We start from the raw sequence: 22,948 nt of genomic DNA on the forward strand, positions 1-22,948 counted from the left end.
TTATTGTTGTGTGACGATTGACAAACGAAAACAGCAAGTCGTTTTGCTTTTCCTAATGTGCAAATTTACAAATAAGTAATTACATTTTTTATCTGAAAAGGGCAATCAATAAACTTTCGCAACGGTTGTCAAGGTATTTTATACGATATGTAGGAACATGTAAAAATAACAGAGCCCTAAAATAATCTCAAGATAAATGATTGTAATAAATACACAAGAAGTTTAAGTGCTTGTAAACTTGGTAGATATGGTTGTGTTTTGAACTGATGAGTTAAAAAATTCATCAAAAGGAATTGTCATTTTCTGCTTAATAAAAATTTAACCTTTCCTAGAAAAAATATTACTTAAAATTTGCTAAAACATCACTTTTGCCTTCTAAGCTGATAGTATATCTTGGAAATTTCTTATTTATCTGCCTATCTTAAGAGTGTCAATGCAACGATTTTTTCTTCAAAGTTGCAATCTGTACAACGACAATTATTTATACCCTTAAACCCTAACTTTCTATGCGAAAGCTACAATCGCTGATGATGACTGCTGCTATTTGCGGTGTCTTTGCTTGTGAAAGACCTTCGGAAATGCAGCAAAAATATGAAACTCATACAGCTACTGAAGGTGACTTCACTTATGAGTACGTGTCAAATGACCCACTGGGAGCAAGAATCTACACATTAGATAACGGACTGAAGGTTTACTTGAGTGTCTACAAAGATGCACCAAGAATTCAGACTTATATTGCTGTCAAAGCGGGAGGAAAAAATGATCCGTCAGATGCTACAGGTCTGGCTCACTACCTTGAGCACATGATGTTTAAAGGTACTTCCAAAATTGGTACGCAGGATTTTGAACAGGAGAAAGTATTGCTGGATAGTATTGAGCGTATGTTTGAGCACTATCGTACACTGGAAGACCCTGAAGAAAGAAAAGCGTATTATACTAAAATCGATCAAGTTTCTAATGAAGCTTCTCAGTTTGCTATTGCCAATGAGTATGATAAGCTGGTATCTCAAATGGGAGCTAAAGGTACGAATGCGTACACAACAACTGACAGAACAGTTTACGTAAATGATATTCCCTCTACAGAGCTGGAAAAATGGCTGAAAGTTGAAGGTGAGCGCTTCAGTATGATCGTTAACCGCTTGTTCCACACGGAGCTGGAGGCTGTTTATGAAGAGAAAAACCGCTCATTGGACAACGACCAATGGAAGGTTTACGAGACGCTGATGTCTTCACTTTTCCCAGAGCATAAGTATGGAACACAAACTGTAATTGGAACAATTGATCACCTGAAGAATCCTTCTATCACAGAGATCAAGAATTATTTTAACCAGTATTACAAGCCTAATAATGTTGCGATTTGCTTGAGTGGTGACCTTAATCCAGAAAAGACCATTGAGCTGATCAATAAATACTTTGGAAGCTGGCAACCTAATGAGGACCTGGAAGCATATGCTTTCACTCCAACTGAAGGTTTGAAAGCACCTGCTGAGAAAGAAGTGTTTGGTCCAAGTGCTGCAATGGTTACAATGGCGTATCGTTTTCCGGGTGAATCTTCAAACTCGAGAGAGTTCCTGAAAATGAAGCTTTGTGATATGATATTGTCAAACAGCAGTGCGGGATTGATTGACCTAAACCTGAAGCAAAAGCAGGAGGTGTTGGATGCTAGTTGTTATCCATATGAAATGAACGACTATTCTATGCACGTACTTTATGGAGTGCCTAGAGAGGGTCAGGAGCTAGAAGAAGTAAAAGACTTGCTCCTTGCTCAGGTAGAAAAACTGAAAAAAGGAGAGTTTGAGGATTGGCTACTAGATGCGGTTGTAAATGATTTGAAGAAAAGCCAAATCAAGAAGTTTGAAAGAAATAGTAGTAGGGCGGGTGAGTTTGTGATAGCTTTTACGAACAATATCGCTTGGGAAGACTATGTGGATGATATCGATGAGATGAGAACTATCTCAAAAGATGAGTTGGTGAGATTTGCAAACGAGTACTATAAGGATAACTATGTAGTTGTTTACAAGCGCACAGGCGAAGACCCTAATGCTCAGAAAGTAGAAAAGCCTCAAATCTCAAAAGTATCACTGAATAGAGACAAGCAGTCTGATTATTTGATGGAGATTGCAGCAATGGAGTCTCCTAAATCGAACCCAATGTTCCTTGATTACCAAAAAGACATCAAGGAGACTAAAATGAAAAGCGATGTACTGGTTCGATATAAGAATAACGAGGAAAATGACCTGTTTACAGCATATTATTTACTGGATGTGGGAAGCAATACCAACCCTAAATTAAGTTTGGCTGTTGAGTATCTTGAATATTTGGGTACAGACAAGTTGTCTTCTGAGCAGGTGAAAAAAGAGTTCTATAAGTTAGGAAGTAACTTTGGTGTAAACGTAGCTGAAGATCGTGTATATGTTTACTTGGATGGACTTGATGAGAACATGGACAAAGCGTTGGTGCTGTTCGAGGACTTGTTGAAAAATGCGAAGCCTGACCAAGATGCATTAGACAAGCTGATCGCAAACAAGGTTAAAGAAAGACAGGACATTCAGAAGGATAAGGGCAGAATCCTGTTCCAAGGCATGATGAATTATGGTTTGTACGGTGCTAATTCTCCATTAACCAATACACTTTCCAATGAAGAGTTGCAGGACCTGACAGCAGAGGAGTTGGTTATGCTGATGAAAGAACTTCCTACATTAGAACACAGAGTATTGTACTATGGTCCAAGAGAAATGGATGAAGTAGTTGCGACATTGAATCAGCACCGTGAACTTCCTGAAAAGTTGAAGCCACTGCCTGAGCAGAAAGACTTTGTAAAGCAGGACGTGGATAAGACGAAGGTTTTCTGGACCAATTATGATATGGTTCAGGCTGAAATACTATTCCTTGCTAAAGGCAATGAGTATTCGGCTGAAAGAGAAGCCGCATCAAGGTTGTTCAATGAGTACTTCGGTGGAGGTATGGGCTCTATTGTTTTCCAAGAAATGAGAGAGGCGCAAGGGTTAGCTTATTCCGTATTCAGTGCATACCGTACAAGTAGCGAAAAAGCGAAAGCAGATTATACATTGGCTTATGTAGGAACGCAAGCAGACAAGTTGAACGAAGCAATGAGGGAAATGAAAAAGCTGATGGACAACTTGCCTGAAGATGAGAAAGCCTTCAATACAGCAAAAGCATCTTTGTTGAGCAAGATTGAAAGTGAGCGTATCACAAAGTCTTCGGTATTGTTTAATTATGAAAGTGCCTTGAAAAAGGGACTTGATCATGATATTAGAAAAGACGTGTACAACGCTGTTCAGAATATGACATTGGAAGACGTTAAGGCTTTTCACCAGAACTTTATCAAGGATCAGAATTATGTGATCTGTGTGGTAGGGGATAAAAAGAAGCTGGATTTCAATGTGTTGAAAGCTTATGGAGAGACACGTGAACTGACTTTGGAAGACCTTTTTGCTTTTGAACAAAAAGAGAGAGTGGCTCAAGAGCAATAATGAGCTTAAGTGAATTACTTATTTGTAAATACACTTAGTTATATACAAAAAAGGTAGTCAACCCTGCTGACCATATGCTTTCGGTCAGTAGGGTTTTCTTTTGATATTCAGGAGCGATAATTAGTAGTTGTATCCTAGTATGTTAGGAGATTATGTAGACTTAGTGTTATACTTTTCATTAAGAGTTGTTTAATATTGATAATTAGTGTTATTTTCGAGTTTTTAGTGTAAATAAATCTTGAAAAAGAACAATTCTACGTTATAGTAATGAAAGGTTTTGAGGAAGACCGATGCAATAAGCATTTTTGGGTACTCCATTGAGATTTTTTAAAGGGAATAAAACGAATTACAAAAGCTAAAAACGACTGATTATGCTTGGCAGCAAGTCACTGCCTGTACTACTATTTTTGATTACTCATTTTTTTGTGACAAGTCAATTGGCTAATGCACAAGGAGAAGAGAAACTTTTGAATGTACAGGAGAAAGAAAAAAGCATTTTTTATAAGCCCCAAATTCTGACAGACAGATATTTAAGCTTGTATTTTCAGGTAGGAACGGCCCATTATTATGGGGATTTATCACCATCCCCTTCTGCCTTTGGGACAGATCTTGGTCTATCGGGAGCTTCATTCAGTTTGGGTGCTGAAAAACAATTTACACAACGGTTGAGTGCATCGGCAGGACTTTCTTGGTCCCGAATTAAGGGGGATGATGCACAGAGCAGTGATCCAAATACCTTTGCGTATGCTAGGAACCTACACTTCCGTAATGATATTTGGGAAATAGCAGCCCGTGGACAGTTCAATGTCTTCCGCCATACAAATCACTTTTCTGAGAGACCTAAGGTGAATCCTTACCTGTTTGCAGGTTTAGGTTTTTATGTACACAACCCTCAGGCGAAAACAACGAAGGGAAATGGTGATTTTTGGGTTCCACTTCGACCATTGCAAACAGAAGGACAAAGTTACAGCAGGTTAGGTTTTACGATACCTTATGGTGCTGGTGTAAACTTCCGCTTGAATGATCGTTTTGATTTAGGGGTTGAGTTTGGCTTTAGGGCAACATTCACTGATTACCTCGATGATGTGAGCAACCGCTATATTGCTACTTCTTCTTTTGAGGACAACAGTTTAGCCATACAGATGGCCGACCGTTCGCAAGAGTCAATAGCTGTATTGACCGGTGATAATCGAGTGGTAGCAGGAGAACGTTTTTCAGAAGGTGATATGAGAGGAGATCCATCAAGTAAGGATGGGTACTTTACTGCAGGAGTAAAATTGAAGTACATCATCTCCAAAAACAAACCTAGAAAGGAGCTTTCCAAATTGCATAATATGCATTTCCCTACAAACGGTCAGGATGGTATTTGGAAGTTTGAAAGAAAAACAGAAGCTGACCAAAAAGAGGTGATTTACCGCTCTTATAAGGATCGTTATACTGTAATGCCATTAGCCGTCAATACGGAGCATTCGGAAAGTATGCCTGCTTATTATAAGGGAGGTATTTTGTTTGCGTCTGATAAGAATAGTGGCAAGTACCTAAGAAAAGCAGGGCGTAAAGCCTATTACAACTTCTACTATTCACCTATTCATGACATTTTCAGAAATGAAATTACAAGACCTGTTGTGATAGAGGATCAAAAGCTGAATGGTTTTCATCATGAGGGAGCAACTTCATGGAAGAAGGAAGGAAAGGTAATTATTGCGGTTTGTGATAGACAGAACCCTGATGAAGAAATGCAGCAATACCAGTTCTATGAAGTGGAGGCAATAGCTGAGAACAACTGGCAGTTTGCACAGCCACTTCCTTTCAATTCAGATAAATTTTCTGTTTCGCAGCCATCTTTAAGTGAAGATGGAAATACCCTCTATTTCGTATCGGACATGGAAGGAGGATACGGTGGAACGGATATTTATGTGAGTTATAAGTATAAAGGGCAGTGGACGTATCCAATGAACCTTGGAGAGCCTGTTAATACAGCAGGGAATGAGTTGACTCCTTTTATTCACAAAGACAGTACACTTTATTTTGCTTCAGATGGACATTTGGGGTTGGGTGGTTTGGATATGTATGAAGCAACCTCCCAGAAAGATGAAGGTTTTAATAAAGTAGTTAACCTTGGAGCACCAGTAAACTCATCTGATGATGATTTTGGGTTGATTCTGAATTCTGTAAAGCGTGAAGGTTATTTTACATCCAACAGAAGAGGAGGCAAAGGTGGTAACGATATTTACCAGCTGACAGTAGAGCGATTGCCAATGTCCCGATTGTTGACAGGTGAAGATTCAGATATGATTGAAGTAATTGACATGAAGCTGAATGGAGCTGTAATGATTAAGGACAGAAAGGTTAATGTTGCCGGAGCCTTGGTAACACTGACCAATGTACTGGATGATACAAGACAAATCCATAGGACTGACCGTAAAGGTAATTTCAGCTTTGATATCAAGAATGAAAATATCTATGAACTGAGTGCTTCGGTAAGGGGCTACAAGCGAATGGAAGCGGTAGAACTGTCAACAGTAGGGATTAAAAAGGAGAAAGAGATTTGGAAAGACCTAGAAGTGGAAGCAATGGACTACCGCTTGGCTATTAAAGGAAACGTGACAGATGTACGTAGTGGTAATTCACTTAGGAATGTGAAAGTAACCTTACTAAACCTGCATGATGACAAAGAGCAAAGTGTCTTTACTGACAAGGAAGGTACTTACAGGTTTAAGCTAGAGCAGGATTGTAGTTATGTCATTTTTGTTTCAGAAGAAGGTTATGAACATAAGAACTACGATATCTCAACTTTTAATATCCGTTCGTCAGGTACTATCAGGCTTGATATTTCTCTGAATATGAATAACTAAAAATTACTTTTAGAGAGTACAACATAAAAAAGCAGGGTATCCAATACTGGATACCCTGCTTTTTTTTATCTGTATGTTAGGCTTATTTACTTTCGCTTTTTGCAGCAGCGCTTGCAGGTGCAGGAGCGGCTTCAGCAGCAGCGTTTTTAGTGTCAACCTCTTCACCATTGTAGTGAGCTTTTACTTTGCTTTCCAGTTCTTCCATTAGTTCAGGGTTGTCTTTGATCATCTCTTTTACAGTCTCACGACCTTGTCCTAGCTTAGTGCCTTGGTAAGAGAACCATGAACCTGCTTTCTTCACAATGTCCAGATCAACAGCCATATCCAATACTTCACCAGCTCTTGAGATACCTTCACCGTAAAGAATATCAAACTCAACTTGCTTGAATGGAGGGGCCACTTTGTTCTTCTGAACTTTCACTCTGGTTCTGTTACCAGTGATGTTGTCAGCAGATTCTTTGATCGCACCAATTCTACGGATATCCAATCTAACAGAAGCGTAGTATTTAAGAGCGTTACCACCTGTAGTTGTCTCTGGGCTACCGAACATTACACCGATCTTATCACGTAACTGGTTGATAAAGATACAGCAGCAGTTTGTCTTGTTAATAGCACCTGTCAGCTTTCTTAATGCTTGAGACATCAATCTTGCTTGCAGACCCATTTTACTGTCACCCATATCTCCTTCAAGCTCAGCTTTAGGAACCAGGGCTGCTACTGAGTCGATAACGATAATGTCAATAGCACCTGAGCGTACCAAGTGTTCAGCAATTTCAAGTGCTTGCTCACCATGGTCAGGTTGTGCGATTAGCAGGCGATCCATATCAATGCCAAGCTTCTCTGCATATATTTTATCGAAAGCGTGTTCTGCATCTACAAAGGCAGCCATGCCACCTTGCTTTTGTGCTTCAGCAATGGTATGAAGCGCAAGCGTTGTTTTACCAGATGATTCAGGACCGTAAACCTCTACAATTCTACCTCTAGGAAGACCACCTACACCCAATGCCAGATCAAGTCCCAAAGAACCTGTTGAGATTGTAGCTACATCTACCACATGCTCATCTGTCATCTTCATGACAGCACCTTTACCGTATGATTTTTCTAGTTTGGCAATAGTAAGCTCTAACGCTTTTAATTTCTCTTGTTGATCTTTTTCTGAAGCCATCTTATATGAAATTTTGAATTCTTAAACGCTGAAACAATTTAATAAATACAACGGCATTTTACAGCCGAACCATCAGAAAATACAAATGTATTGATATGAGTATTACTTTTCTGATCTTGTTATATGACAAAGGTATTTGAGTAGACCGTAAATGAAGTACGGAGTGAAAAAATTTCCTTAATTATTTTACAGATTTAAGAAAATTTCTCTTACAAGTTGTAGCGTAAAATGATGTATGACAGGCAAATAATGGTATAAATAATTGTGAGAGGAAGTCCGGTCTTTAGAAAATCTTTTGGGGTATAACCACCAGGAGCATAGACCATCCAGTTGGTCTGGTAGCTTACAGGTGTCAGAAAGGCTGCAGATGCGCCAAATGCAATCGCCAGAAAGAAAGGTGTTCCGTCAACCCCGAGTTCAATACTGGCAGAGTAAGCAATTGGAAATGTTATTGATACAGCCGCTACATTGGTGACAAAAGAAGTAATGATGACGGTTAATAGAAATAAGCCACTTAATATTCCGATTTGACCTAATGGGTAGAATAGTTGGATATAAAGTGCAGATACCATCTGAGCAGCACCTGTATCGATAAACGCCTTACTGAGTGCTAGAGCAGAAACAAGTAAAACAACCAAGTCTAGGTCAATTTCGGATGAAAGGTTTCTAAAGGAAGTCAGTTTGAGTACCAACAATGAAGTTAGTATCAGTAATGTAGTGGTGAAGATGTCCCAAAACCCAAACAGTAGCCCACCAATAATGATAGCGGACATCCAAAGAAACTTATTGGTGACACGACCAAGCTTGCTTTGAGGTTTTGTGAGGTGTGAGAGTACATAAAATGCTTTTAATGATTGACTGTTTTTGAAGAAGTTATCCTCAACTGAAAGTAACAGTAGGTCACCACTTTTAAACCTTCTCTTTTCCAATCCTTTATTGAATTTTTCTCCTTCTCGCTGAATAGCTAAAAGCTCAGCATCAAAGTTGAGTTTGAGGTTTACCTCTTCAGCAGTTTGGTCAATCAAGATAGAGTTGGCAGAAACAATGGCTTCAACAATGCTAAGATCCTCGTCATGATTAGGCATTCGTAGCCCTATCTCAGAATGAATAACTGACATGATTTTTTCTGTCTGTCCCATATAGATCAACCTGTCAAGTGGTTCAAGTGCTAGGTCAGGAGGTATTGGTGAGATTGTTTCATTGTTTCGATGTATTTCAATCAGATACATATTTTGGTAATCCATTAACCCACTTTCCGCAAGTGTTTTTCCTATGAATGGCGCGTTTTCAACCACTTCTGTTTCCACTAAGTATTCAGGAGCAATATTTCGTACATCAGTGAAGGCTTCCTGCTTTTTAGGTAAAAGTTTATAGCCGTAAGTACATAAGTAAGTTATGCCTACACAAGTGACTGTAATGCCTAAGAATAGAAAATCGGTAAAATGGAGCGTGTCCAAGCCATGTGCTTGCATCAGACCAATAAGCACCAGGTTAGTAGAAGTGCCGATAGGCGTAATCATACCTCCCAGTATGGTAGAGTAAGAAAGAGGAATCAGTAGTTTCGAAGGGTGAACCCCATGTTCCTTACTCCAATTGTACACGTAAGGAGTCATGAGAGCGACAACAGGCGTATTGTTTAAGAAGGAGGAAAGGATAGCAACACTAGCTGTCATTCTGAACATAAATACTCGGGCATTTTTGATGCTGCCGATTGTTTTGTCTAGCAGGGCTTCAAGATTGAAATGTTCGTTGATAGAAGCGGTGATAATGATCAGCAATAGAATGGTGATAACAGATTTATTACTGAGTCCTTCTAGTACTGAGGCTGGCTCAGTAACACCCAATACCATTAATGTAATGACGCTGATAAAAAACAGCAAAGAAGGCTTTACCCAGTTTCGAAATAATGAAACTATAACAAACAGCAAAACAGCAAGTATTATCCATTTGTCAGTCTCCGGTTGTGACAAGAAGTCATAAAAAGTGATTAATGTAGGTCTCATGAATAATGGACAGCCAAGGTTAGTCGGTGAATTAGACCTACTTTCTGTATAGTCAGACTCACTTGTAGGTTGTTAAAATGTTGATAGCCAATTGATTTTTCCTGTACGGAATAATGAGTTGGAAACATACCAAATCGGGGAGCTATTTAAAAAGTGAATGGGGGGAGGCTAATGTAGGTTTTCAGGAAAATAATCTGTTTTTCCATTATTTATTTTTTCAAAGGAGTTTGCTTTTTTATTTCTTCTATAGAACTTCTCTATTATGAATCATTACCATCTTGGTAAAAGAACCTGATTACACTCAACATTCCTTGTATTTCAAAAGCCATGTTCCTCCTTCTTCTCATTTTGTGATCATGGCGAAACCTCATTAACTATTATGAAGCTTTCTTTAGAATTTAGGCTTACTGCTTCTTTCATCATTATAGGTATGATGGTGTTGCTTGGAGGAGTCGCCCTTCTTAAGTCTTTTCAGCGGGATAAACGTTTCTTAGAAGAGCGAATATTCGAGCACGAGCACAAAATTGAAGACTTTCTTTTTCTTGTGCGAGAATATGTTGGGAGTAAAAATAGAAGTGTGTTACTCAAGTTGAAACAGGATGTAGACCGTGTAGGGTATGAAATTAGTGTGATTAATCATGGAGGTGTTCTGTTGAGGGGAAATGAAAATGTCACAATGGAGCCATTGCAAGGAGATGTAATGACTAAAGTTGGAAAAGCATATGAGGAAAGCTTTAATGAGGTAGCTGTTGAAATTGATAAGCTCTGGGCTGAAAGTATTCGTTTGAGTGAAGCTGTAAGGACAGATAAATCTATAGAAGGATTGGAGGAGGAGAGGAGTGGTTATAGGGTAGAAGATTTACAGGAGTTTCTGGAACGAAGAAGTTCAGGACTAATAAGTAAAAACAGGACTTTTAAGAGTGCCATCACGGGTGATATTCAGGCAGCAGAAGATAGGTATACGGTATTCTACGGGATAGTTTTATTGGTAAGTATCATCCTCTTGATAGATATATATCTGCTGTTGAGAAAGAAGTTGTTAAATCCATTGGGTTTGGCGTATGAATATGCCTGCTACCTGATTAATAAGGAGCCTAAATTTGGTGATGCGAAATTTGCAGCTATTTACGATGTCTTAAATAAGGTCGATAATATTTTTGATGAGACAGTAGTGGCCGTAGAGGAGTTAGGTAAAGGCACTTTTGAAATGGAGTATTCTGAGTTAATAGCAGAACATAAGATTGGCAAAGAGTTAAAGAAAACTCAAAGGTTGTTAAGCTATTATGAGGAGCATGAGGCACAAAACCAGTGGAGAGCGATAGGTTTGGTTCAGCTGAGTGAGATATTGGTTAATGAGCAGTATGAGTCACTGGATGAACTGTCCTTTGCTTTTGTAAGGTTTTTAGTGAAATACCTTAATGTTAATCAGGGAGCTATGTTTCAGGTAAAAGAGGACTTTGAGGGAAAGTATCTGGAAATGATTGGGGCTTTTGCCTATGACAAAAAGAAATACTTACAAAAAAGGCTTCCGATAGATCAAGGTTTGATAGGGCAGGCACTAATCGAGAAGCAATACCTTTACTTAAACTCTTTACCTGAAGGTTATACAGAGATCACTTCAGGATTGGGGGAGGCTACGCCCAAGTACCTGTTGATTTGTCCAGTCCTGTTCAATGATGATGTTGTGGCTGTATTGGAACTGGCTTCGTTTGGAGACCTAAAAAAGCATGAGATCGATTTTGTAAAGGATGCTGTTGAAAGGCTTGCGGCAACTGTTTCGGTATATTTGGTTAACAGTAATACACGAAAACTGTTGGAAGACTCGATCAAGATGAACAAGACGCTCAAGGAGCAAGAAGACCAAATGAGAAAGAATGCAGAAGAGCTCCACCATACACAGGAAGAACTTAGTAATAAGCTGATTGAGCTTAGAGAAGAGTCAAACCTCAATAAGAATATATTGAAAGCTATCAGTAAGAATACGGCAATGATAGAGTTTGATATGGAAGGGAATATCTTGGCTGCCAATATGATTTATACAGACCTGATGGGGTATAAGGAGGAAGACTTGATTGGTATTCATGAGAAGAACTTGGTTCCTGTAGAGGAAGTTAGCTCGCCGAGATATAAGATGCTTTGGGACAGTCTTAAAGAGGGGACATCTTCTTCAGGAGAGTACAAACGTCTGCGCTCAGATGAGCAAATGGTTTGGTTGGAAGGTTCTTATAATCCAATTTTTGACTTGGAAGGTCAGCCATATAAAGTGATCAAGTTTGCCCACTTTACAACAGAAGATAAACAACGGGAATATCAGACCAAGACAAAGATTAACCTATATGAATCGCATTTCTCTATTTTGGAGTTGAGGTTAGATGGTGCCATTAAATCAACAAGTGTAGGATTTCAGGGAGTGACGGGGTATTCAAGAAAAGAAATGAGAAATAAATTCTTACAGGACTGGTTTGTAGAGATAGAAGACAAAACAGCTTTTGAGCAGGCTTTGGAAAAAGCAGATAGTGGAATGGCTCAGACCTTGAAAGTGTACTTGTATCATTCCGATAAAACCTCTCATAGATATAAGATATCCATTAACCAACAGAAAGATATGAATATGGAGAGTAAAGGCTTTTTAGTGGTAATGCAACCTGAAATATGAGGTTATTGGTAAAAATAAGAAAAGCGTCTTCGAAAGACGCTTTTCTTATTTTACAGTTTATGGTGGAAAACTAGCGATACTTTTTCATCAGTTTTACCAGCTCTTTGTTCTTGTTCTTTCGAGCATAGTAGATTGCATTTTTTCCATGCCTATCTACAGCTCTAGGGTCTGCTCCATTGTCCAGTAGAATAATGATAGTGCTCAGTCGGTTGGTTCTGTCAGACAGCAGGTGAAGAAGGTTTTTCTCATCTTCTCCATATGGAAGGTTAGGGTCTGCACCATATGTCAAGAGTGTGCTGACAATCAGGTTTTCACCAGCAAATACAGCATCATAAAGAGGTGTCTTGTCGTTTTTGCCTCTTGCATTTGGGTCAGCACCAGCCTCAAGCAGGACTTCAGTGCATTCCAAACGACCAAATTTGGCAGCTTTATGTAAAGTAGTTTGTTGGAAAATGTCTCTTGCATTTGGGTCTGTACCACGGTCAACCATTGCTTGCAAGTCAGAAACATTGTTGCCTTGGATAGCTGCCATGAGTTTGTCGTAATCGTTATTTTGGGTATAACCATTGACGCAGCATGATAAAGTCAGAAACCAGAATAATAATGATGTTATTTTCAGTCTAGTCATGATGATAATAAGTTTTTTAATATGACAATCGAATGGGTTATATAGACATCAAGCCTATGAGAGGCTATAAATGCTTCATTAAGTATTGATATAGTTTGACCATACAGTCAATATCGTGACGGTGTACTTTTTCATCAGGAGTGTGGACATTGTCTTCAGCAGCGCCAATAAAGCACCAGTCAAATGGATAAGGAGCTGCTTGTAATTGCAGACCATCGCTTCCGCCAGCGTCTTCCACTTCTAGTTGGTAATCAATGCCTGATTGGTCTGCTAAATGAATGATTTGATTTATGTAAATGCGCCGAGGAATTCCTCTGTCTCTCATGGAGATCACAACCCCTTTTCCATCTTTAACCCCCTTAGTGATCCAAGTTATATCAGAGATCAACGCCTGTTGTATTCCATACTTTTCATAGATAAACTTACCTAAAAAGCCGACACTGCCGCCTCCAACTTCTTCATAAGTGGAAAAGCAGATAATCCCTTCTTCTAGTGTTTCGGCTACTTTTAGGGCATTCCAACAGCCTAGTCTGTTATCCATATAGCAAGATTGGATATACTCTTTGCTTTGTCTGAAATCACATTTGAAGACCAAGTCGGTTCCCCTTTCAATTTCTCTTTCAAAGGTGTAAAAAGACTTTTTACTTCCCTCAGGAGCATCCATTTCACACTCTATAGGCCCTTTACTATCAGAACCAGTGAGTTTGTAGCCTGTTTGGGTTTTGGGACCACCTATTTTTACAATCTCATTTCCGTATTTCACCGTAAACCCGATACTGTCCATATGTGCAAAAATGGCCGTGCGTGGTTTCTTTCCGAATACAAGTACAATGCAGTCCTGAAACTGTTCTCCAGAAAAGATCTCTGGTTGTACTATCCAGTGCTTCTTTTCTTTTGATACATACTCCAGAATAAACTCTTTCATAGCAGCCTCATTACCAGATGGTGCATGAATGCCACATAGTTGTTCGAGTAATTCCATATGGGTTATAATAATTGGTTAAAGGACCCAAGGTTTTGGAACCTTGGGGTAACAAAATTCGATGTTTAGGTTGTTATTGGATATAACAATAATGTGCAAAAGAATTAATTGTGGACAATGTTTTTTCGGGAGCTTCAAACATACCCATATGACCAACCTCTTGCATAAAGTGGACATGACTGTCTGAAGGAAGGTAACATTGCTCCAAGCCTTTTTGAAGCGGTACAGACTGGTCTTCTTTTCCTATTATGTATAGAATAGGTTTAGGAAAAGTCTTAACAATATTGATCCTATCTGGACGCGCTTTCATGGCTAATGAAGCCCTTTCTACACTCTCAATACTACACTTGTTAAGACACAACTCGATGGCTTGCTTTATTACCTCTGGCTTGGTGTCTTTGGTCGTAGCAGAGAAAAGGTTAGGAAACATGTATTTGATAAACTTTTCAGCGCCATTCTGACGGACAAACTCAATCGCTCGATCCCTGTTTTCACGTTTGTCATCATCGTCTTCGAATGCTGTAGAGTGAAATAATCCTATTCCTGAAAGTGCATCGGGAAATTGCTCTGCATAGGCAAGTGTAACGTACCCACCCAATGAGTGCCCAATCATTACGCATGTCTCAACACTAGCAGTTTGCAGTGTCTCATTTATTTTTCGTGCATAATCAGAAAGACTTTGCACATCATCAGTAAGCGGACTTTTTCCATTGCCAGGCATATCGGGACAAATAACCCTGAACTCCTTGGAAAGCTTAGCTGATAAGTTTTCCCATATCTCCTTGCATTCACAGAATCCATGCAGTAAAACGATACAAGGACCACTTCCTTGATCTGTATATTCTAGTTGGGACATTGGTTTGAAGGAATTTTAAGGTGGATTTTTAATAGACCGCTCCATAGTGCTTGCCTATGGAGCGGCTTTATTTGTTGCATACCCTAGACCTATTTTATCTAAGTATGTAAGATTATTAGCTTATATGTAATATAAAAATAGAATTTTTTAAGGGAATAAATGGGATTTGCTTAAATGTTTTTTCCCTTTTCAGCTATTATAAGCTACTCATCTGTTGAGGGTCCAGTTCAATTTCATGTTCTTGGAATACAATACCTTTTTGTGCCAATGCACTTAAGACAGGTTCGTAAATTTCAGGGTGAATTGGAATCTGAACACCTCTCATACTGATCTTGCCATCTAGCAATAACTCAGTCGCAATTGCCATTGGCCAACCTACTGTCTTAGCCATAGCTGTTTCAACCTGATCATCACCTTTAATAACCATATGTGAAGTTAGAAGGCGGTGAGTGGTACCAGTACCATATACCAGCTTATGGTACATAACAATCATATCTTTGTCGGTTGGAGCCAATGTCCATTTGTCTTCCAGTATTTTCTGAAGAATCTGTGCAGGAGTCGCATTCTTCAGTCCCACTTTTTTGTCACTGAAAATATCCAATGAGTGTAATTTCTCAATGACATCAGAGTCCTGATCTATTTTCAGGTAATACATCAGTTTAAGCTCAACAGAATCATTGGGGTTGTAAGCCAAGAATGAGTTGATAAACTCACGATAAGTCATGTTTTCGGAGTTTTCCATAATGTAGCTGTCATCTGTAGCCCCAATTTTCACAAAGCAATCCCATGCACGGCAGAAACCAGGACGTCTCAGTGTTCCTCTATAGACGGTAGGGGTGTTCTGAAGCCCATATTTCTCAATGTATTTTAGAGAGTCACGGTTGGCATAACCTTCAAATCTGCCATATCCGTCGATATTAATGATTTCAGTTCGGCGGAAAACCCTGTTATAAGGAATGTATTTATAACGTCCGTTATGTAAGAACTTAACAGCACCACCATGTCCTGCTAATACTACGTTACGAGGGTTCCAAGTGAATTTGTATTTCCAAGGATTGTTTTCGCTTTCAGGAGCAAGCAGACCTCCCGCAAAGGATTCAAACGCTTCAATATGGTATCCTTTATCTTTAGCACCCTTGATCATCTGCATGGCAGACATATGGTCAATACCTGGGTCCAGTCCAATCTCATTCAGTAGTAGTACATCATTCTTGATTGCTTCCTGATGTAATTGTTCAATTTCTTTAGAGACATAAGAGGCTGTGATCAGGTGTTTTTTCAAGGCTATGCAGTCTTTGGCTACCAAATAGTGCATGCTTGCAGGAAGCATTGATATCACTATGTCAGCTTGGGAAATCTCTGCCTTACGTTGCGTAGCATCATTGGCATCAAAAAAAATGGCTTCACAGTGTGGATGGTTTTTGGCTTTGCTTTCTGCTAGTTCTTTTTGAAAATCACCAATTACGAGTTTCCAGTTTTTCTCTAGAGACCGCTCCTGCAAATGGCTGATCAAGGATGAAGCGGATCTTCCTGCCCCGATAATAAAAATTTTGTGCATCTTAATGTGTTAGTTTATTGTATTGTTTATAGAACAGTTGGATGTTAATGGGTACCAAAATATGAAAATTATTGGGGTGGCGAATCAGTAAGAAGTATTTCTGTTGAAATATTCTTACCATCCAATTATAAGAACAATAGCAGGTACTTATGTACTTTGTCGTGAAGTTGGATTTATTGACAACATAACAATTTGAAAGATGCCAAAAAGAATCACTTTAAATACTGATTTGGATTTTTATGAGAATCTGAATGAACTGCCTTCATCGTTCCAAAAGTTAGTTCGTAGAGCAGAAGAAGCATCCAGTTTGGCTTATGCTCCTTATTCAAAATTCAATGTAGGAGCAGCCATGCTTTTGGAAGATGGAGAAATAGTAGTGGCAAGTAACCAGGAGAATGCAGCGTACCCGTCAGGCATGTGTGCAGAGCGGAGTGCGGTATATTGGATTGGAGGAAATCGTCCAGGGAAAAAAATTGAAATGATTGCAGTTGTGGCAAGACCTGATAATAAGGATTTTGTAGCTGTTTCACCATGTGGGTCTTGCAGACAGGCGCTTCTAGAGTATGAGTACAAACAAGGTGAGCCAATTAGAATGATTATGCAGACAGAAGGGGGGGCATACTTAGTGGCAGACAGCATGAAGAGCCTTTTGCCAGTCACGTTTGATGGTGACTCGTTGCTTCAAGAAAAGTAAGATACTTTTACTCATCGAAGCGGAAGCGTATATTCTTGAAATGTCCATTCATTTTTATACGCTGCTTGCTTCGTTCAATCTCCCGTACAATAGGAAGTGCTCTCTCAACATAGTCAAGCATGTATTCAATTCTTTTATATTCATCAGGAATTGTCAGGAGATGGTATTCTTGCCCTACGGACAGTCCAATGTGATGACCTAACTTGAAGGATAGAAAAGGTGTTTTTGCATCAAATGAAATATTAACTTCCATCAAGTCAAAAAGCTCTGTCACTTTTTCAACTAGCATCCATTTCTGAGCATCATTTGCATTGTCATTCATAGGGATTTCCACCACACTTCCTCCAGCATACAGCTTATCCTCCATTGGGTTCTCAAAGCTATTCATATAAAAAGTTTGAATCCCTTTGGTTTTGATATCCATGCGCCCATCTGGATACTTGTTAACTACAGCTTCAATTTCCATGAGAGTGCCATAACTCATAGTTCTTTCATTAATATGGGGAGGAATGCCAAAAGGAGTATTCAGGTTTAGACAATCCTTGACAAGCTGCCTGTAGCGGGGTTCAAAAACATGAAGATTTAGTGGTTCGCTGGGAAACACAATAAGGTTGAGAGGAAAGAAAGGAATACGTTGGACATTTTTTTTGGGCATGATTGCAGATAGTAGTATGTGTCAGTAGCTGGTGTTGTGGGGAGAAGTGTGGATAAGTCGTTCTTCCCACAGTTTGGGGCTGTAGGAAGAACGTCTTGGTAGACTTACTTAGAGAATAAGCATTGCATCTCCGTAAGTAAGGAATCTGTATTTTTCTTTTACAGCTTCTTCGTAAGCATGCATGACCAGTTCGTAACCACCAAAGGCAGCAGCCATCATCATCAGTGTAGATTGTGGCTTATGGAAGTTGGTTACCAATGAACGACAGATTTTGAAATCGTATGGAGGGAAGATAAACTTATCAGTCCACCCTTCATTTGCTTTCAGAAGGTTCGATGCTGAAACAGATGTTTCAAGTGCACGCATCACTGTAGTACCAACTGCACATACATTTCTTTTACCTGTCAGAGCGCTGTTTACAATATCAACAGTCTCTTGAGTAACCTGGAAGTTTTCTGAATCCATTTTGTGTTTGGTCAGGTCTTCCACGTCTACTTCACGGAAGGTGCCCAATCCAACATGCAATGTAATTGGAACCAGATCAACTCCTTTAATTTCAAGTCTCTTAGTTACTTGAGGAGTGAAGTGAAGACCAGCTGTTGGTGCTGCAACAGCTCCTTTCTTTTCTGCAAAGATTGTTTGGAAACGCTCTCTGTCACTTGGTTCAGCTGCACGCTCCAAGTCTTTTGGAAGAGGAGTTTCTCCTAGTTCTTCAATAGTTTTGTAGAACTCAGCATCGTCACCGTCAAACAAGAAACGGATAGTACGTCCTCTAGAGGTAGTATTGTCAATTACCTCAGCTACCAGGTTGCCATCACCAAAATATAACTTATTACCTACCCTGATCTTTCTAGCAGGGTCTACCAGTACATCCCAAAGATGAGACTCCTTGTTGAGTTCTCTTAGCAAGAACACTTCAATTTTAGCCCCTGTTTTTTCCTTGTTGCCATATAGACGCGCAGGGAATACTTTGGTGTTATTGACTACGAATACATCACCTTCATCAAAGTAGTTGATAACATCCTTGAACACTTTGTGCTCAATTTTGCCGGAATCACGGTGGATTACCATCAATCTTGACTCATCCCTATTTTCAGAAGGGTATTTTGCTATCAGTTTCTCTGGAAGGTTGAACTTGAATTCAGATAATTTCATCCCAAGGATTTATGTATTTATTGACTAAATAAGTGTCTGAAAAATGCCTTTAGCTAATTGGTAACATCAGTTACGGAAGTAGCTTCAAGCTGAAAGTTTGCAAGTTGTTTCGGGGTACACCCAAAAACGAAGGCGTAAAATTAATAAATCTCTTTATAAATTTATTGAAAATAAGCAATTATTTAAGGTGTTTTTTTATGTGCGTAATTAATGCCTGACTGATAATCATCAGTACTGTGGCAAAGTAAAAGAATATAGGATTTTTTTAGAGAAACCCTTTTTCTAAACTATTTATATTGTCATTATTTCAACCTTATTTTAGAATATTTCGTTTGAACTTGAGTACGAAAACTTTTTCTTTATTGTAGAAATACATTCCTTCGGGTACCCATTATTATAACAAAAATTCGAAGAGGGTGCGCTGTAACTGAACACTGAACATTTAACTGACTTCTCGTATGCTGACTTTGTTCAAGCACCAATTCAAAGAAAATTGGCGAGCCAAAATGTGGCGAAACAATATAGCAGTCAACATCTTTGTGGCATTGCTGGTCTTGTATATCGCAGGCTCTTTTGCTTTGATTGGGTATGCTTCTGACCTTATTCTAAAAGAATTATTCCCTGGTGTGCCAGTAGAATATGCTTTTAGTGGACTATTACTTTATTATGTTATTGGAGATATTCTGGTACGCTACATTTTTTCCAACTTACCTGTAATGTCTGCATGGCCTTATCTGCACCTGCCAATTTCCAAAAAGAAAGTGGCTCACCATGTCCTTTTCAGGATGCTTTTCAATGTGTACAACTTTTTACCGCTGCTGGTACTGGTGCCCTTTACTGTAAAAGGTGTGCTTCCGACCTATGGAATACAAACCAGCATGCTTTGGGGGATTGGTATTTACTTAATTGTAATTGGTAATTCATATCTGGGAGGCTTTATCAAACGGTTGTCACATATGAATAGCAAGTGGCTTTTTGTAGGGGTATTGCTCTATGCTACTTTGATATTGCTCGACCGGTTTGATATCATTTCCCTGATTACAATATCTACCTATACGTTTACTTTCTTTCTGGATTATCCTTGGTTTTCGCTTCTGCTTATCCTGTATCCCTTGGTATTCTATTTTGCGAATTACAACTTCCTGCTTCACCATACTTATTTGGATGCAGTGCCAAAGGATGCCTTCAAGCTTGGAGATATACCTGCGTTATCATTTTTGGATAAGTTGGGAGAGACAGGAAACTATATGATGCTGGAAGCAAAAATGATTATCAGAAACAAGAGAACCCGTGGTATGCTTCTGATGATTCCTCTGGGAGTTGCTTATGGGTTGATATTCGTTTTGAATGACCAGTATGCAGACTCATATGGCATGTTTCTTTTTACAGGGGTTTTTATGTGCGGAATCTTTATGATTAACTATGGTCAGTTTATTCTCTCATGGGAAGGAGCTTACATTGACGGCATCTTTTCCCAGAATATTGACCTGAAAAAATATTATAAAGCAAAGCTTTGGCTGATTAATGGCGTTACGACCCTATGCTACCTGATGTCGCTTCTATATGGTTTTATAGATATAAAGTTCATAGCAATTAATACAGCGATGTACCTATACTGTATTGGTATAGGTAGCGTTATTATGCTGGGCTTTTCAGTATACAACCGTCGTAAGATGGAACTCAATGCTTCGGCTTACAGCTGGCAGGGAGTGGGGAAAAGTCAGTTGCTTGTAGGGCTTCCTTTGTTCTCTTTACCGTATATGATTTTTGCGCCTTTCTGGGCATTCGGAGCCTATGAGAATGGACTGATAGCAATTGGCGCTTGCAGCTTGCTGAGTTTGTCTCTGACAAATGTGTGGATCAAGGAAATCGCTGAAAAGATCACATCCACCAAGTATGAGATTGCAGAGACATTTAGAGAAAGCTGATTTAAGTTTATGACCAAAAACGACATATAAGATGATATCTATTCAATATATATTAAAGCAATACAAGGATAATGTGGTGGTTAATATCCCATCACTTGAAATAGAAAAGGGGCAGAGTTTTGGGTTGGTAGGTAATAATGGAGCAGGAAAGACAACACTTTTCAGGATGCTGTTGGATCTTGTAAAACCTTCTGGTGGACATATTTACTCCAATGGAGCTGATGTGTCACAGGGTGAAACATGGAAAAGCTATACAGGCTCTTATTTGGATGAAGGCTTCCTGATTGGTTACCTAAGACCGGATGAATACTTTGCTTTTGTTGGAAAGTTACATGGGCTGAATAAGGCGGAGATTAGTGCTAGACTTCAACAGTATGAAGAGTTGTTTAATGGCGAAATTTTGGGACACAAGAAATACATCCGTGACCTTTCAAAAGGAAACCAAAAGAAAGTGGGAATAGTAGCTGCTATGTTACCAAATCCTGAGGTGTTGGTATTGGATGAGCCTTTTGCAAACCTTGACCCTACGACACAGATTCGTCTGAAGAAGTTACTGAGGGAATTTAAGGAAGAACATGGTACGACCTTACTGATTTCAAGCCACGACCTTAATCATGTAACGGAGGTTTGTGAAAGAATTGTAGTGATGCAGAAAGGTGAACTCGTAAAAGATATTGTGACGGAAGAAGCAACTCTAAAAGAGTTGGAAGAGTACTTTGCACTTTCCTGAAGTCAGGTCATAGATTAAAAAAGCCCTCTGTTTCATTTGAAGCAGAGGGCTTTTGTATTTATTCTCTAGAAGAAAATTACTTCTTCTTTTTATCTTCCATAGAAGCCTTCAAGATTTCCTCAAACTGAGCCAAATCTACTTTCTCAGCGTCAACAGTGATTTTTTCTTTCACGTAGCTGATCAGCTTGTCATTGTAAACTTGCTCGTAAGTTTGCTCGAAGTACTTACCGTTCTCTGAAGTCAGGTAGTTCTGAACGAATTGAGACAGTTGCTCTTCTTCCATATCAGCCATACCGAACTGAGCCATTTGAGCTTGGATTTGCTCGCCAGCAGCAGCTTCAACTTCTGAGTGCTCAACTTTAAGCTCAGCATCAGCGAAGATTTTGTTAGTGATTACTCTCCATCTAACAGCTTCTTCGAATGATGGGAATTTCTCCTCAATCTCTTCGTCAGAAAGTTTGTTCTGGTTAGAGTTGTTCATCACTTTCTTCAGCAAGTCAGTTGGCAGCTCGAATGAAGTTTTGTCCAACAGTTTAGTTCTGATAGCATCCGCCAAAGTAGAGTCGATCGCAGGTTCGTTAGCCTCACCGATGATCTTCTTAAGCTCAGCTCTGAATTCTTCTTCGTTGCTTGCTTTGCCTTCGCCCAATACTTTGTCAAAGAACTCTTGATCCAATGCAGGAGTCTCTTTTCTGCTGATGTTTTCAATCTTAGCAGTGAAAGTGCCAGTGAATTTGCTAGCCTCTTCTTTGTCACCACCGAAAAGCAGTCTCAAACGCTTAGCGTCTTCGTATACTTTTTCAGCATCGAAAGATACTTCTTCACCTACTTTTTTACCGATGAAAGCTTTCTTCACTTCATCCTGAACTTTCTCGTCAAGCTCCAAAACTGCTTCTTTTTCGAAGTCGTTAGCTTCTGCTTTGAATACAGCTTTTACAGAGTCACCTTCAGCAACAGCTTCAGCATCTACCTGATTAGGGTATGTTTCCATCAGTTTGTTGATTGTGTTCTCAACGTCCTGATCTGTTACTTCCAGCTCGTATCCTTTAACCTTAACTCTTTTGTCCAACGTGTAGTCGAATTCAGGATCAACCATCAGTTCGAACTCAAGCGTGAAGTTTTTCTCTGCATCCAGTTTTTCTGGAGTCAGGAAATCACCCTTGTACATTGGCTGGAACATAGTTTTGATATCATTCTCTTTCAGGTAGTTGTCAACTGCTTGACCAACTGTTGCATTGAAAACGTCCATTTTCAGGTCTTTACCTACCATCTTTTTCATCAATGATGGAGGAACTTTACCCTGACGGAAGCCTTTGAAGTTGGCTCTTTGTGCCTGTTCTTTAACTCGTCTGTTAAATTCAGGTAGGAAGTCGCTCTCTGCCACCTGTACAGTCAACAGGCCGTAAGAGTTCTCTTTTTTATCAAATTTGAATTCCAAGGTTCTTAAGATTTATTGTGTGTGACAATCTACAGATCTTCACTTGCAGGGTTTCCCATTTTGCACTGATAGGCAGAGGCTAACCTGCCAAGGAAAATACTAGGGCTGACTCTAAACAAAAAATTCTCAACCTGTCAGATTGAGAATTGTT

Annotated in this window: 15 protein-coding genes; 6 read left to right on the forward strand and 9 right to left on the reverse strand. The window is 39.3% G+C overall.

Annotated features, from left to right (window positions below; all coding sequences use genetic code 11):
• Nucleotides 1-506 precede the first annotated feature (506 nt).
• Together V6R21_RS30825 and V6R21_RS30830 are read left to right on the forward strand one after the other, a co-directional pair.
• Nucleotides 507-3,494, forward strand: coding sequence for a M16 family metallopeptidase (locus tag V6R21_RS30825; protein ID WP_334247336.1), 2,988 nt, complete (start codon nucleotides 507-509; stop codon nucleotides 3,492-3,494).
• Between the two features lie 371 nt (nucleotides 3,495-3,865).
• Nucleotides 3,866-6,349 carry a DUF6089 family protein gene (locus V6R21_RS30830; RefSeq protein WP_334247337.1) on the forward strand — a complete coding sequence of 828 codons (2,484 nt, stop codon included), beginning with the start codon at nucleotides 3,866-3,868 and terminating at the stop codon, nucleotides 6,347-6,349.
• Between the two features lie 82 nt (nucleotides 6,350-6,431).
• Here V6R21_RS30830 and recA read toward each other — a convergent pair whose 3' ends face one another.
• The gene (gene recA / locus V6R21_RS30835; RefSeq protein ID WP_334247338.1) at nucleotides 6,432-7,514 is read right to left on the reverse strand and encodes a recombinase RecA; all 1,083 of its coding nucleotides are present in this window, start codon (nucleotides 7,512-7,514) and stop codon (nucleotides 6,432-6,434) included.
• Between the two features lie 209 nt (nucleotides 7,515-7,723).
• Entirely contained in the window at nucleotides 7,724-9,517 is a 1,794-nt protein-coding gene (locus V6R21_RS30840) for an SLC13 family permease (RefSeq protein WP_334247339.1), read from the reverse strand.
• 379 nt (nucleotides 9,518-9,896) lie between these two features.
• Here V6R21_RS30840 and V6R21_RS30845 point away from each other — a divergent pair, with 379 nt between their 5' ends.
• Nucleotides 9,897-12,173: a PAS domain S-box protein gene (locus V6R21_RS30845; protein WP_334247340.1), complete on the forward strand. Its 2,277-nt coding sequence runs from the start codon at nucleotides 9,897-9,899 to the stop codon at nucleotides 12,171-12,173.
• 70 nt (nucleotides 12,174-12,243) lie between these two features.
• Here V6R21_RS30845 and V6R21_RS30850 read toward each other — a convergent pair whose 3' ends face one another.
• From V6R21_RS30850 to V6R21_RS30865, 4 genes are all read right to left on the reverse strand, one after another.
• Nucleotides 12,244-12,801 (reverse strand): ankyrin repeat domain-containing protein, encoded by a 558-nt coding sequence (locus V6R21_RS30850; RefSeq protein WP_334247341.1) that lies wholly within the window; start codon nucleotides 12,799-12,801, stop codon nucleotides 12,244-12,246.
• 64 nt (nucleotides 12,802-12,865) lie between these two features.
• Nucleotides 12,866-13,783: an aminopeptidase gene (locus V6R21_RS30855; RefSeq protein ID WP_334247342.1), complete on the reverse strand. Its 918-nt coding sequence runs from the start codon at nucleotides 13,781-13,783 to the stop codon at nucleotides 12,866-12,868.
• A 73-nt stretch (nucleotides 13,784-13,856) separates the two neighbouring features.
• Nucleotides 13,857-14,639: an alpha/beta fold hydrolase gene (locus V6R21_RS30860; protein WP_334247343.1), complete on the reverse strand. Its 783-nt coding sequence runs from the start codon at nucleotides 14,637-14,639 to the stop codon at nucleotides 13,857-13,859.
• Between the two features lie 196 nt (nucleotides 14,640-14,835).
• The gene (locus V6R21_RS30865; protein ID WP_334247344.1) at nucleotides 14,836-16,197 is read right to left on the reverse strand and encodes a saccharopine dehydrogenase family protein; all 1,362 of its coding nucleotides are present in this window, start codon (nucleotides 16,195-16,197) and stop codon (nucleotides 14,836-14,838) included.
• Nucleotides 16,198-16,396: 199 nt separating this feature from the next.
• Here V6R21_RS30865 and V6R21_RS30870 point away from each other — a divergent pair, with 199 nt between their 5' ends.
• A complete protein-coding gene (locus V6R21_RS30870; protein ID WP_334247345.1) occupies nucleotides 16,397-16,891 on the forward strand; it encodes a cytidine deaminase in 495 nt (164 codons plus the stop codon).
• 7 nt (nucleotides 16,892-16,898) lie between these two features.
• Here the strand turns inward: V6R21_RS30870 and V6R21_RS30875 are convergent, their stop codons facing one another.
• Together V6R21_RS30875 and queA are read right to left on the reverse strand one after the other, a co-directional pair.
• Entirely contained in the window at nucleotides 16,899-17,546 is a 648-nt protein-coding gene (locus V6R21_RS30875; RefSeq protein ID WP_334247346.1) for an LON peptidase substrate-binding domain-containing protein, read from the reverse strand.
• A 108-nt stretch (nucleotides 17,547-17,654) separates the two neighbouring features.
• A complete protein-coding gene (gene queA, locus V6R21_RS30880) occupies nucleotides 17,655-18,701 on the reverse strand; it encodes a tRNA preQ1(34) S-adenosylmethionine ribosyltransferase-isomerase QueA (RefSeq protein ID WP_334247347.1) in 1,047 nt (348 codons plus the stop codon).
• Between the two features lie 458 nt (nucleotides 18,702-19,159).
• Between queA and V6R21_RS30885 the strand changes: the two genes are divergently transcribed.
• The gene (locus tag V6R21_RS30885) at nucleotides 19,160-20,629 is read left to right on the forward strand and encodes a DUF5687 family protein (RefSeq protein ID WP_334247348.1); all 1,470 of its coding nucleotides are present in this window, start codon (nucleotides 19,160-19,162) and stop codon (nucleotides 20,627-20,629) included.
• A 31-nt stretch (nucleotides 20,630-20,660) separates the two neighbouring features.
• Nucleotides 20,661-21,359, forward strand: coding sequence for an ABC transporter ATP-binding protein (locus V6R21_RS30890; RefSeq protein WP_334247349.1), 699 nt, complete (start codon nucleotides 20,661-20,663; stop codon nucleotides 21,357-21,359).
• A 76-nt stretch (nucleotides 21,360-21,435) separates the two neighbouring features.
• Here the strand turns inward: V6R21_RS30890 and tig are convergent, their stop codons facing one another.
• Complete coding sequence (tig, locus tag V6R21_RS30895) at nucleotides 21,436-22,797, reverse strand: trigger factor (protein WP_334247350.1); 1,362 nt, start codon at nucleotides 22,795-22,797, stop codon at nucleotides 21,436-21,438.
• Nucleotides 22,798-22,948: the final 151 nt, after the last annotated feature.

The organism is Limibacter armeniacum (assembly GCF_036880985.1).
In the GTDB taxonomy this organism is placed as follows: domain Bacteria; phylum Bacteroidota; class Bacteroidia; order Cytophagales; family Flammeovirgaceae; genus Limibacter; species Limibacter armeniacum.

Coding starts and splice junctions, on each gene's coding strand:
- V6R21_RS30825 (WP_334247336.1), top strand. CDS start 507: ATGCGAAAGCTACAATCGCTGATGATGACTGCTGCTATTTGCGGTGTC.
- V6R21_RS30830 (WP_334247337.1), top strand. CDS start 3,866: ATGCTTGGCAGCAAGTCACTGCCTGTACTACTATTTTTGATTACTCAT.
- recA (WP_334247338.1), bottom strand. CDS start 7,514: ATGGCTTCAGAAAAAGATCAACAAGAGAAATTAAAAGCGTTAGAGCTT.
- V6R21_RS30840 (WP_334247339.1), bottom strand. CDS start 9,517: ATGAGACCTACATTAATCACTTTTTATGACTTCTTGTCACAACCGGAG.
- V6R21_RS30845 (WP_334247340.1), top strand. CDS start 9,897: ATGAAGCTTTCTTTAGAATTTAGGCTTACTGCTTCTTTCATCATTATA.
- V6R21_RS30850 (WP_334247341.1), bottom strand. CDS start 12,801: ATGACTAGACTGAAAATAACATCATTATTATTCTGGTTTCTGACTTTA.
- V6R21_RS30855 (WP_334247342.1), bottom strand. CDS start 13,783: ATGGAATTACTCGAACAACTATGTGGCATTCATGCACCATCTGGTAAT.
- V6R21_RS30860 (WP_334247343.1), bottom strand. CDS start 14,639: ATGTCCCAACTAGAATATACAGATCAAGGAAGTGGTCCTTGTATCGTT.
- V6R21_RS30865 (WP_334247344.1), bottom strand. CDS start 16,197: ATGCACAAAATTTTTATTATCGGGGCAGGAAGATCCGCTTCATCCTTG.
- V6R21_RS30870 (WP_334247345.1), top strand. CDS start 16,397: ATGCCAAAAAGAATCACTTTAAATACTGATTTGGATTTTTATGAGAAT.
- V6R21_RS30875 (WP_334247346.1), bottom strand. CDS start 17,546: ATGCCCAAAAAAAATGTCCAACGTATTCCTTTCTTTCCTCTCAACCTT.
- queA (WP_334247347.1), bottom strand. CDS start 18,701: ATGAAATTATCTGAATTCAAGTTCAACCTTCCAGAGAAACTGATAGCA.
- V6R21_RS30885 (WP_334247348.1), top strand. CDS start 19,160: ATGCTGACTTTGTTCAAGCACCAATTCAAAGAAAATTGGCGAGCCAAA.
- V6R21_RS30890 (WP_334247349.1), top strand. CDS start 20,661: ATGATATCTATTCAATATATATTAAAGCAATACAAGGATAATGTGGTG.